Below are 11,876 nucleotides of genomic sequence, written 5' to 3' on the forward strand. Positions count from 1 at the left end.
GTCAGCTGTCATCGTCACAACTGACGATGACAGTATCTTCCGTATTTATCTTGTTTAATATCAATTAGATAAAAGTTGGAACGTATTATGCATACTCCGGCGCGTAACCTTTTTACTGCTGGAGAAATGGATGAACCGTTTCATTATCGCCGACGCAAGCAAATGCATCGGCTGCCGCACCTGTGAAGTGGCCTGCGTGGTCTCTCATCAGGAAAATCAGGACTGCGCCGCGCTGACGCCAAAAAGCTTTTTACCGCGTATTCACGTGATCAAAGGCGTTAACGTGTCGACGGCCACCGCCTGTCGTCAGTGCGAAGACGCGCCGTGCGCCAACGTCTGTCCGAACGGCGCGATCAGCCGCGACCAGGGCTTCGTCCACGTGATGCAGGAGCGCTGTATTGGCTGTAAAACCTGCGTGGTGGCCTGTCCGTACGGCGCCATGGAAGTGGTGGTGCGCCCGGTTATCCGCCACAGCGGCGCGGGGCTGAACGTGATGGCGGAAAAAGCCGAAGCCAACAAATGCGACCTTTGCCACCACCGTGAGGAAGGCCCGGCCTGTATGGATGCCTGTCCGACCCACGCGCTGATTTGCGTCGACCGCAACAAGCTCGAACAGATGAATATCGAAAAACGCCGCCGTACCGCGCTGGCCTGGTAGGCCGGTCGCGCAATGAACGGGGTGCAGATCCGCATTCGCGGTAAAGTGCAGGGGGTGGGATTCCGCCCCTTCGTCTGGCAGCTGGCGCAGCAGTTGGGGCTGCGCGGCGACGTGTGCAACGACGGCGACGGCGTGCTGGTGCGCCTTGTCGGCGGTGATGCGCCATTTCTCGCCGCGTTAACCCGGCGCTGCCCGCCGCTGGCGCGTATCGACAGCGCGGCAGCGGCGCCTTTTGTCTGGGACGCCGCGCCGCCAGGCTTTACCATTCGCCAAAGCGGGGCCGGAAGCATGCGCACGCAGATTGTGCCCGATGCCGCTACCTGCCCGGCATGCCTGGCGGAAATGAACAACCCGCAGGAGCGCCGCTACCGCTATCCGTTTATCAACTGCACCCACTGCGGGCCGCGCTTTACCATTATTCGCGCCATGCCCTACGACCGTCCACTGACCTCTATGTCGCCGTTTCCACTCTGCACCTCCTGTGCGGCGGAGTATGGCGACCCCGCCGATCGCCGTTTCCACGCGCAGCCGGTAGCCTGCGCCGAGTGCGGGCCACGGCTGGAGTGGCGCGGGCCGCAGGCGCATTCATTTGGCGAGGCGGCTCTTGAAGCGGCGACGGCTCGCCTGATGGCGGGCGATATAGTGGCGGTGAAAGGGCTGGGTGGTTTCCATCTGTTGTGCGATGCCGGAAATCCTGAGGCCGTCGCGAGGCTGCGGGCGCGCAAGCATCGCCCGGCGAAACCGCTGGCGGTGATGCTGGCGACAACGGCGGGGCTCGATGAACCGGCGGTGACGCTGCTCACGTCCCCCGCCGCACCGATCGTGCTGCTGGATAAAACGCAGGTGGCCGGGCTGTGCGACCAGATTGCGCCAGGGCTTGCGGAAGTAGGGGGGATGCTGCCGTCTAATCCACTGCAGCATTTACTTTCGCAGGCGCTGGCGCGCCCATTAGTGATGACCTCCGGCAACCTCAGCGGTCGCCCGCCGGCGTTAACCAACGCAGAGGCGCTGGCGGATTTAGCCGGGATTGCCGACGGTTTTCTGCTGCATAACCGCGAGATTGTGCAGCGGATGGATGATTCCGTAGTGCGGCAAAGCGGCGAGATGCTGCGTCGCGCCCGCGGCTACGTGCCGGACGCGCTGGCGCTGCCGCCGGGGTTTCACGATGCGCCGCCCCTGCTGGCCCTCGGCGCGGATATGAAAAATACGTTCTGCCTGCTGCGCGGCGACGAAGCGGTGCTCAGCCAGCATTTTGGCGATCTCGACGAGGAGGGCGTTGAGGCGCAGTGGCGGCAGGCGCTGCGCCTGATGCAGGAGATCTACGCTTTTACGCCGCAGCGGGTGGTTGCCGACGCCCATCCCGGCTACCGCGCTTCGCGGTGGGCGGCGTCGCTTATGCTGCCGGTGGAGCGGGTGTTGCATCATCATGCCCACGCTGCCGCGTGCCTGGCCGAGCATCGCTGGCCGCTGGAGGGCGGCGACGTGATTGCCCTGACGCTCGACGGCATCGGGATGGGGGAAAATGGCGAACTGTGGGGCGGCGAGTGCCTGCGGGTCAACTATCGCGAGTGTGAGCATCTTGGCGGTCTGCCGTCGGTGGCGCTGCCCGGCGGCGACCTCGCGGCGCGTCAGCCGTGGCGCAATCTGCTCGCCCACTGCCTGGCGTTTGTCCCTGAATGGCAGAATTATGCCGACACCGCCGCGCTGCGCCAGCAAAACTGGCCGCTGCTGGCGCGAGCAATCGAGCGTGGTATTAATGCGCCGCAGGCATCGTCGTGCGGCCGTCTGTTTGACGCCGTCGCCTGCGCGCTGGGCTGTGCGCCGCTAGCCCTGAGCTATGAGGGGGAGGCGGCATGCCGTCTGGAAGCGCTGGCGGCGACCTGCGAAGGCGTGGATCATCCGGTGACCCTGCCGTGGCGCGAAGGTAAACTGGACCTGGCGACGTTCTGGCGGCAGTGGCTGAGCTGGCAGGCGGGCCCGGCGCAAAAAGCGTGGGCCTTTCATGATGCGCTGGCCCGCGGGCTGGCGGCGATGATGCGCGATTGCGCGAACGCGCGGAACATTCACACGCTGGCCTTCGGCGGCGGGGTACTGCACAACCGCCTGCTGACGGCGCGATTGACCTTTTATCTGGCCGATTTTACTCTGCTTTTTCCGCAGCAGCTGCCCGCCGGCGATGGCGCCATTGCCCTCGGTCAGGCGATCGTCGCTGCGGCCCGCCTGCAGGCTTAAAGGATACCCATATGATAGTGACGATTTTGCGTCAGCAGCCGCGCGCAGCGGCGCTGGTGCTGGCATTAATTGCCGCCAATTTGCTGGCCTGGGGCTGGGCTTTTGCGGCGTTCGGCGGCAGCGGCGCGCTGATGGCCGCCAGCCTGCTGGCCTGGGGATATGGTCTGCGCCACGCGGTGGACGCCGACCATATCGCGGCGATCGACAACGTGACCCGCAAAATGATGCAGCAGGGGAAGCGGCCTTTTGCCGTTGGCGCGTGGTTTTCTCTGGGACACTCGTCGATTGTGGTGCTGGCTTCGGCGGCGATTGCCGCGACCGCCACCGCGTTTGGCCAGCAGATGAGCTGGTTTCACGAGACCGGCAGCGTTATCGGCACCGCCGTATCGGCGCTATTCCTGCTGGTGATGGCTCTTATCAACCTGGTCATTTTGCGCAGCGTCTGGCGCAGCTTTCAGGCGTGGAAGCAGGGCGAAAAGGTGAGCGATGAGATTATGACCGGCGGCGGTATGATGAGCTGGCTGTTCGCGAAAACATTCCGCCTGATTAGCCGCAGCTGGCAGATGTATCTGGTGGGTTTTCTGTTTGGCCTCGGCTTTGATACGGCGACGGAGGTCGGCGTGCTGGGGATCTCCGCCGCCAGCGCGTCGAGCGGGGTATCGATTTGGTCGATTATGGTTTTTCCGGCGCTGTTCGCCAGCGGAATGGCGCTGGTGGATACGCTTGATAACGTGCTGATGGTCGGCGCCTACGGCTGGGCGTTCAGCAAGCCGCAGCGCAAGCTCTATTACAATATGACTATTACCGGCACCTCGGTGGTGGTGGCGCTATTTATCGGCGGCCTGGAGGCGCTGGGGCTGTTGATGGATAAGTTCTCTCTGAGCGGCGGCGTCTGGCGCTGGGTCGGCGCATTGAACGACCATCTCGGCGACGCCGGTTTTGCAGTGGTCGGGCTGTTCGTGGCCTGCTGGGTGCTGTCGGTGCTCAACTACCGCTGGCGCGGGTACGATAACCTGGCGCGGTAGGTTGGGCTTTCCCCGGCTTGCGCTGCGCTTAGCCGGGCTACAGGTTAACAGCCGTCTGCTGGCGGTAGCCCGGACAGATGCGCAAGCATCGCCTCCGGGAAATTATGCCACTCTGCGCGCTGCTCCCGGGGACGGCGCAAGGCGCCTGCCCGGGCTACTGCCGTCTGAGATCCGGTAGCCCGGGTAAGGCGTTTACGCCGCGACCCGGGAATAACCTCATTTCATCGAGGTTAACTCACCAGCTGCCTGAGCAGGGCAAAAGCATCTTTCATGCGATCTTCGCTAACCACAAACGCGCGCAGCCGGTTTTCGGCGTCAACGCCTTTCGCGACCAGGCCATCTTTGGCGGCAACGATATTCCACGTCAGATCCTCACGCCGGGTATCGCCCGCCAGATGCAGCGGTAAATCCGGCGTTTTGACCTTCACCAGCATCGGCGGCAGCTTGAGCTCGCCCTGCTGGGCCAACAGGTTTTTACCCAGACACATGGCGCTTAGCAGAATCGGCTGCAGAAAAGGCAGGACCATGCCGTTGATTTCCGCGCAATCGCCAAGGGCGTAAATCGCCGGATGGCTGGTTTGCAGCTGGCTGTTCACCACCACGCCACGGTGCGTCTTCAACCCCGCATGCCGCGCCAGCGCCGTTTCCGGGCGCAAACCGGCGGCCGCCACTACCGCATCCACCATCACCGTACGCTGGCGGTCTAGGGTGACGCGAATCCCGTCGGCGCTCTGCTCCAGGCTTTCCAACTGAGTCTTCAGCATCAGATGCACGCCCATGTCGGTCAGACGATGCTGCAGTCGACTGCTGGCTTCCGGCGGCATCAGCGCCGACAGCACGCTGGCGGAGTTATCCACGACCGTCACCGCTTTGCCGGCGCGGCAGAAATCCATCGCCAGCTCGCAGCCAATCAGCCCGCCGCCAACGATCAGCACTCTTTTTGCATCGCGCAGCTGGCTTTGCGCCGCGCCGTATTCACGCTGGCTGTTCAGGGTCAGCATCAGCTCGCGGCCCGGCACCGGCGGGATAAACGGCGTCGCGCCGGTGGCCAGTACCAGTTTGTCATAGCGCCACTCGCGGTCCTGGCTCTTCACCCGCTGATTATCAGCGTCGATATCGCTGACCCAGGTATGCGGAAACAGGCGCAGATTGTACTGCTCGGCAAACTCACCCGCCGTTTGCAGGGTCAGGTCGTCGGCGTTCTGGCCGCGGCTGACCACATGGCTGAGATCCGGCTTGTTGTACTCATCCATGCTGTCGGCGGCAATCAGGGTCAGCGGGATGTTCGGGTCCTGCTTGCGGATATTTTTCACCAGCTGACGGGCCGCGAAGCCCGAGCCGATGATGACGATGCCATCACTCATTTTGCCTCCGATGCCAGAACATCAAACACATCTTTACCCAGTGAACACTCAGGACAGAGGAAGTTATCCGGCACATCGCTCCACGGTGTACCCGGCTGGACGTCCTGGTTCGGCTCGCCTTGTTCCGGGTCGTAAATCCACTGGCAAACGCTGCACTGCATTTTCGGGCCGAGATCGGCAGTGGCTGCTGCTGCGCAGGACGTTGCTTCTGGCGCAGCTTTGGCCTCACTGGTGACCGGCAGCGGGGAGAGTGCCCACTGGCGGGCGATTTCGCGACCGTGTTCACGGCACAGCTCCAGCGCGTCGAGATCCGGACGCCATTTGGCCTTCAGGCTCAGGGACATTTCAAAGCCCGCATCCTGTAAACGCGTGGACAGGCGATCAACCGCGCCGCCGCTCCAGCCGTGGGAGCCGAAGGCGCTGGCGTGCTTATTGCGAAAACGCAGGCCGGTCATCTCCTCCACCAGCCCGGCGATTTTCGGCATCATCACGTTATTCATGGTTGAGGTGCCGACCAGCACGCCTTTCGAGCGGAACACGTTGGTCAGAATGTCGTTTTTATCGCTGCGGGCGACGTTGAAGATTTTCACCGCCACGCGCGGATCCACGTCGGTAATGCCCTGAGCGATCGCATCGGCCATCATGCGGGTATTGTTGGACATGGTGTCGTAGAAAATCGTGATGCGGTCTTCCTGATAATCCGCCGCCCACTCGAGATATTTTTCGACAATCTGCGTCGGATTATCGCGCCAGACCACGCCGTGGGAGGTGGCAATCATATCTACCGGCAGGTTAAAGCCGAGGATTTCGGTAATTTTCGGTGTCACCAGACGGCTGAACGGGGTCAGAATGTTGGCGTAGTAGCGCTGGCACTGCTCATAAAGCTCAACCTGGTCAACTTCATCATTAAACAGATGTTCATCGCAGTAGTGCTGGCCGAAGGCGTCGTTGCTGAACAGCACCGCGTCGCCGGTCATGTAGGTCATCATGCTATCCGGCCAGTGCAGCATCGGGGTTTCGACGAAAATCAGCTGCTTGCCGTTGCCGATATCCAGGCTGTCGCCGGTTTTCACCACGTTGAAATTCCACTCCGGGTGATGATGGTGTCCGGTGATGGAGTCGATGGCGTTGGCGGTGCAGTAAATCGGCGTGTCCGGAATTTGCGTCATCAGTTCGGTGAGCGCGCCGGCATGGTCCTCTTCCGCGTGGTTGATAATGATGTAATCGATATCGGCGAGATCGATTTCGCCGCGCAGATTTTGCACGAATTCACGGCTGAATTTATGATCGACGGTATCGATCAGCACATTTTTTTCTTCCCGGATAAGATAGCTGTTGTAGCTGCTGCCGCGCAGCGTTTTGTATTCCGTCCCGTGGAAATCACGCACTTCCCAGTCGCGTTGGCCAACCCAATGAATGTTATTTTTAACCAGAATAGACATAGCAACCTCAATTAATTCAGCATTGTTCAAATAGGATGTTTTGCTTATATCAAGTTGCGTGCCAACTTTTTAATTTATTGAATTTAATGGTTTTTATATTTTTATTAAAATTCATTGATGTCAAAATGACAATGGTTAAAATAGTCGATATGACTATGTTAAATGTCAAAATGACTATGAGGCGAACATGAGTTTCTCCGTCGAGGCCCTGGCGAAAATCGCCATTGATTTACAAAGCGATCTCGGCCATGCCGACCGTTTCTCGCGTTTGATTACCACCCTGCGGCAGATACTCGGCTGCGATGCCTCGGCGCTGCTGCGCTATGAGGCGCACCAGTTTGTGCCGCTGGCGATTGATGGCCTGGCCCAGGACGTGCTTGGCCGACGCTTTGCCCTTGAAGGCCACCCGCGGCTGGAGGCGATTGCCCGAGCGGGGGACGTGGTGCGGTTCCCGGCGGACAGCGATTTGCCGGACCCTTACGATGGGCTGATCCCCGGTCAGGAGAGCCTGAAGGTGCACGCCTGCGTCGGCCTGCCGCTGTTTGCCGGGCAAACTCTGATCGGCGCGCTCACCCTCGACGGGATGGATGCGGACCGTTTTGACAGTTTTAGCGACGAGGAGCTGCGCCTGATAGCCGCTCTGGTCGCCGGAGCGCTCAATAACGCGCTGCTGATCGCCAGGCTGGAGAATCAAAACGTGCTGCCGGAACAGGCTATCGCGTATCCGGTATCCGAACGTCAGGAGATCATTGGCCTGTCGGCGCCGATGCTGCAGTTGAAGAAGGAGATCGACATCGTCGCGGCCTCTGACTTAAACGTGCTGATTAGCGGCGAGACCGGCACCGGCAAAGAGCTGGTGGCGAAAGCGGTGCATCAGGGGTCGCCGAGGGCGGCCAATCCGCTGGTCTATCTCAACTGCGCGGCCCTGCCGGAGAGCGTGGCGGAGAGCGAACTGTTTGGCCACGTCAAAGGGGCATTTACCGGGGCGATCAGCAACCGCAGCGGTAAGTTTGAAATGGCAGATAACGGAACGCTATTTCTCGATGAAATTGGCGAGCTTTCGCTGGCGCTCCAGGCCAAGCTGCTACGGGTACTGCAGTATGGCGATATTCAGCGCGTCGGCGACGACCGCAGCCTGCGGGTCGATGTGCGGGTGCTGGCGGCCACTAATCGCGATCTGCGTCAGGAGGTCGTGGAGGGGCGTTTTCGCGCCGATTTGTATCATCGGCTGAGCGTGTTTCCGCTGTCGGTTCCGGCGCTGCGCGAGCGGGACAATGACGTGGTGCTGCTGGCCGGTTATTTTTGCGAACAGTGCCGTGTGCGCATGGGGCTGGCGCAGGTGATTTTAAGCGAGGCGACGCGCGGCAGGCTGCTTGCGTGGTCATGGCCGGGCAACGTGCGCGAGCTGGAGCACGCTATTCATCGGGCGGTGGTGCTGGCGCGGGCGACGCAGGCGGGTAATGAAGTGGTGCTGGAGCCGCAGCATTTCCAGTTTGCCGAGGAAACGCCGGCCTTGCCGACCGTTACCCCGCAGCCGTCGGTGGGAGCGGTAAGCCTGCGCGAGGCGACAGAGGCGTTTCAGCGCGAAGCGATCGCCAGAGCGCTGGCGGATAACCGTCGAAACTGGGCCGCAGCCGCCCGCGCGCTGGAGCTCGACGTCGCCAACCTGCACCGGCTGGCGAAACGTCTGGGGCTTAAAGGATCCCGGCCTGATAAAAGTTCTGCAGGTTAATCGCGCCGACCAGCTGGCCGTTTTCATCCACTACCGGAGCGGCGCTGATTTTGTGCTTCATCAGGCGCTCCTTGGCTTCTATCGCGCGGCTTTCCGCTTGCAGAGTGACGCCGTTGCGGGTCATTGCCTGGCTGACGATATCCTGTAAGCTGCCGCCGCCCACCAGCCAGCGGCGCAGGTCGCCATCGGTAAAGACGCCCTGCACGTGATTGCGTTCATCGCAAACCGCCACCAGCCCCAGGCCGGTGCGGCTGAGTTCGAGCATCGCGTCCATGACGCTGGTGTCGTTAGCGACGCGCGGCACGTCGCCATCGCGGCGCATCAGATGATGGACTTTGTTCAGCAGCCGCGCGCCCAGCGCGCCCGCCGGGTGCGAACGGGCGAAATCTTCTTCGTTAAAGCCGCGGGCCTGCATGACCGCCATGGCCAGCGCGTCGCCGAGCATCAGGGTATTGACGGTGCTGGAGGTGGGCGCGAGGTGCATCGGGCAGGCTTCGCGCTCTACGGCGATATCGAGCACCGCTTTGGCCGCCAGCGCCAGCGGTGAAGTGGATTTACCGGTCATCGCCAGCAGCGGAATGGATTTTTCTTCCAGGCGCGGAACGATAAGATCCAGCTCTTTGGCGCTGCCGGAGTAAGAGATAAACAGCATCACGTCGCGGCTGTCGAGCATTCCGAGGTCGCCGTGCAGCGCTTCCGCCGGGTGAACAAAAAATGCCGGGGTGCCGGTGCTGGCGAAGGTGGCGGCCAGCTTTTTACCAATATGACCCGATTTACCGATACCGGAGACGACCAGTTTGCCCTCGCAGTGGATGATGGTTTCCGCCGCGCGGATGAAGTCGTCGCCCAGGCGTTCAGGCAGGCGGCTCGCCTCCTGAAGCTCCAGCATCAGGGTCTGGCGTCCGGCTTCTAACAGAAAGTTACTCATGATGTTCTCCAGTAATAATGACTTCGATGCCTTTGTCTTCCAGCGCCCGCTTAAATTCCGGGCTGATATCGGCATCGGTAATCAGTTTGTCCACGCTCTCCAGGCCGCAGACGATATTGGGACTTTTGCGGCCAAACTTCGACGAGTCGGCCATCAGGATAACTTCGCGGGCGGCATTGCACATCGCTTTGCTGACCGTATAAACCTCATTAAAGGTGGTGACGCCGGCGATTAAATCAATGCCGTCGGTGCCCATAAACAGTCGATCGAAGCTGAAGTGTTCGAAGGCGTTTTCCGCCAACTGGCCGTGAAAGGAGGCCGATTTTTTGCGAAACGTGCCGCCCGGCATCAGGATGGTTTGTTCGTTATCCAGTTCAGAGAGGGCGTTGACGATATGCAGGCTGTTGGTCATAACGGTAATGTTATTGAAGCGGCTGAGCATCGGTACCATTTGCAGCACCGTACTGCCGGCGTCAAGAATGATCGAGTCGCCATCGTGAATGAAGCTGACGGCGGCTTCGGCAATCCGCTCTTTTTTATGGGTGTTAATCAGCGTTTTGTGGTCGATGGGCGGATCGGCCTCGTCTTTATTTAACACCACGCCGCCGTAAGTACGGATAACGGTACCGGCATTCTCAAGGATCACCAGATCCTTACGGATGGTGGTGCCGGTGGTGTCGAAGTGTTGCGCCAGCTCTTCGACCGAGCATTTGCCCTGCGATTGCAGGTGCTCGAGAATGGCTGCCTGGCGCTGACGTGGTTTCATAAGCGTTGTATCCTGCGTTTAAAGTTTCGAAATGATAATTTCGCAAGATATTAACGTTCACAACGAAATTATCCATGTTTCGGATTAAGCGCTAATGATAGTGCATTCTGACAAAGCGGATCATTGGGAAAGATCACATCAGGCTGCAATTCCTTAAGATGTTTACCGGTCAGGACGGGGATTTTTTGCGGCCTGGCGAAGACGGTGAGGCCTTTCATTAGCAGCGTATCGCAAATGCGGTCGTTTTCGTCGACGGCGATGGCGACGACGGCGCGCGGCTTGAACCGCCCCGAGGAACGGCCGACGCCGACGCGTCCCTGCTGGCACAGCCGATCGAACGCGCGATTGAACTGCCTGATTTGCCAGCCGCCAAAGGCGAGCTGGGTTATCCAGGCGATGGCGGCGACGGTGATAAGTGCGGTAACCATAAAGTCTCCTTAAGGCGTGTGCGATATTTCCCCGGAGGCGGCGCGTTGCGCCTGTCCGGGCTACCAGACAGCCGCATAATCGGTAGCCCGGACAGATGCGCAGCATCGCCTCCGGGGAAACAGTGCGCAACGTTTTAAAACATCACCTGCCCGCCGGTGACGTTGATGGACTGCCCGGTACAGTATGAAGCCTGCGGGCTGGCGTAAAACATCAGCACGTTAAGTACGTCCTGGTAATCGCAGCCGCGCTTTAGCGGGACTTTATCGATGTAATACTGCTCGACCTGCTCTTCGGGGATCCCCAGCTTGGTGGCGTACTGCGGCAGCAGAGACTGGAACATCGGCGACTTCAGCAGGTTGCCCAGCATCAGAGAATGCACGGTAATCCCATACTCCGCGAGGTCCAGCGCCAGCGACTGCGTCAGCCCCACGCCGCCGAACTTCGCCGCGCTATAGCCGGAGTTATGCTTGCTGCCCACTTTGCCGGATTTAGAGTTGATCTGGATGATGCGACCTTTAATGCCGTCGCGGATCATCAGGCGGGAAAACTCGCGGGCGCAGAGGAAGTAGCCCACCAGATTCACCTGCAGCGAACGGTCGAAATCCCCCAGCGCGAAGTCGCTGATAAACGCCGCTTTAGCGATCCCGGCGCTATAGACCAGCAGATCGACGCGGGAAAATATTTCATCCACTCCGCGAGCAAGGGCGACCACGCTGGCTTCGCTGGTGGCGTCCGCGCCGAAGCCCCACGCCGTGCCTTCGCCATACTCCGCGTTGATGGCCTGGGCGACGCGGGTCGCTTTATCGCTCTGAATATCGACTACCGCCACGCGATAGCCTTCTGCGGCAAGCCCGCGGCACAAAAACTCTCCTAAGGTTTGTCCCCCACCGATGACAACAGCAACCTGATTCATAATTTTCTCCTTACAACTTAAGCAACAAATTTCAGTACGCAGCCGGTGGTGATGCCTTCCGGCACCGGGCCAGCCACGTGTACGGTCCCGGGGAATTCCGCTTCGCGGTGACCATCAAAGCGCAGCGTGATATGGCCCAGCTCGCACAGGTTCTGCTCGGCGACATCGCCGACGGCGGTGACTGGGTAGCGCAGCTCGCCAAGCTGTAGCTCCGCGCCCGGCACCAGCTTGCCGGACAACTCGCCGTGATTGTGAATAAAGCAGTACTCTTCGATATCGGCCGGGGCGCCTTCGCGGAAGGTGATCAGCATCTGCTCCTCCAGCGCCATCGTCGCGCTGGCGCCGATATGGGTAATGGTGGTCTGGTAAATCACGGTCATCTTCAGG

11 protein-coding genes are annotated in these 11,876 nt (G+C 60.4%); 4 read left to right on the forward strand and 7 right to left on the reverse strand.

What is annotated here, in order from left to right:
* Positions 1 to 130: 130 nt before the first annotated feature.
* Genes hydN through KO1_RS22125 form a run of 3 tightly spaced genes read left to right on the forward strand, consistent with a single transcriptional unit; the run spans position 131 to position 3,915 of the window.
* Positions 131 to 658: an electron transport protein HydN gene (hydN, locus tag KO1_RS22115; protein ID WP_004104833.1), complete on the forward strand. Its 528-nt coding sequence runs from the start codon at positions 131 to 133 to the stop codon at positions 656 to 658.
* 12 nt (positions 659 to 670) lie between these two features.
* A complete protein-coding gene (gene hypF / locus KO1_RS22120) occupies positions 671 to 2,890 on the forward strand; it encodes a carbamoyltransferase HypF (RefSeq protein WP_017145507.1) in 2,220 nt (739 codons plus the stop codon).
* Between the two features lie 11 nt (positions 2,891 to 2,901).
* Positions 2,902 to 3,915 carry a HoxN/HupN/NixA family nickel/cobalt transporter gene (locus KO1_RS22125; protein WP_004104831.1) on the forward strand — a complete coding sequence of 338 codons (1,014 nt, stop codon included), beginning with the start codon at positions 2,902 to 2,904 and terminating at the stop codon, positions 3,913 to 3,915.
* Positions 3,916 to 4,145: 230 nt separating this feature from the next.
* Here KO1_RS22125 and norW read toward each other — a convergent pair whose 3' ends face one another.
* Positions 4,146 to 5,279, reverse strand: a complete 1,134-nt coding sequence (gene norW / locus KO1_RS22130; RefSeq protein ID WP_023321494.1) for an NADH:flavorubredoxin reductase NorW — start codon at positions 5,277 to 5,279, stop codon at positions 4,146 to 4,148.
* On the reverse strand, positions 5,276 to 6,721 hold the full coding sequence (gene norV / locus KO1_RS22135) for an anaerobic nitric oxide reductase flavorubredoxin (protein ID WP_004104829.1): 1,446 nt from the start codon (positions 6,719 to 6,721) through the stop codon (positions 5,276 to 5,278). The genes norW and norV overlap by 4 nt, the downstream gene beginning before the upstream one ends.
* 187 nt (positions 6,722 to 6,908) lie before the next feature.
* Here norV and norR point away from each other — a divergent pair, with 187 nt between their 5' ends.
* Positions 6,909 to 8,453: a nitric oxide reductase transcriptional regulator NorR gene (norR, locus tag KO1_RS22140; protein ID WP_004114728.1), complete on the forward strand. Its 1,545-nt coding sequence runs from the start codon at positions 6,909 to 6,911 to the stop codon at positions 8,451 to 8,453.
* On the opposite strand, the gene gutQ is transcribed toward norR, so the two are convergent.
* The 5 genes from gutQ to srlB all read right to left on the reverse strand — a co-directional run bounded on the left by gutQ (position 8,416) and on the right by srlB (position 11,869).
* Positions 8,416 to 9,381 (reverse strand): arabinose-5-phosphate isomerase GutQ, encoded by a 966-nt coding sequence (gene gutQ / locus KO1_RS22145; RefSeq protein WP_004104827.1) that lies wholly within the window; start codon positions 9,379 to 9,381, stop codon positions 8,416 to 8,418. The two genes, norR and gutQ, sit on opposite strands and share 38 nt — an antisense overlap.
* Positions 9,374 to 10,147, reverse strand: coding sequence for a glucitol operon DNA-binding transcriptional repressor SrlR (gene srlR, locus KO1_RS22150; protein ID WP_004104826.1), 774 nt, complete (start codon positions 10,145 to 10,147; stop codon positions 9,374 to 9,376). Before srlR ends, gutQ begins: the two co-directional genes overlap by 8 nt.
* Before the next feature lie 68 nt (positions 10,148 to 10,215).
* Positions 10,216 to 10,575, reverse strand: a complete 360-nt coding sequence (gutM, locus tag KO1_RS22155) for a transcriptional regulator GutM (protein WP_004114726.1) — start codon at positions 10,573 to 10,575, stop codon at positions 10,216 to 10,218.
* Between the two features lie 134 nt (positions 10,576 to 10,709).
* Positions 10,710 to 11,489, reverse strand: coding sequence for a sorbitol-6-phosphate dehydrogenase (srlD, locus tag KO1_RS22160; RefSeq protein ID WP_004104822.1), 780 nt, complete (start codon positions 11,487 to 11,489; stop codon positions 10,710 to 10,712).
* Between the two features lie 17 nt (positions 11,490 to 11,506).
* Positions 11,507 to 11,869 (reverse strand): PTS glucitol/sorbitol transporter subunit IIA, encoded by a 363-nt coding sequence (gene srlB / locus KO1_RS22165; protein ID WP_004104820.1) that lies wholly within the window; start codon positions 11,867 to 11,869, stop codon positions 11,507 to 11,509.
* Positions 11,870 to 11,876 lie beyond the last annotated feature (7 nt).

It is taken from the genome of Klebsiella oxytoca NBRC 105695 (assembly GCF_001598695.1).
Lineage (GTDB): Bacteria > Pseudomonadota > Gammaproteobacteria > Enterobacterales > Enterobacteriaceae > Klebsiella > Klebsiella oxytoca.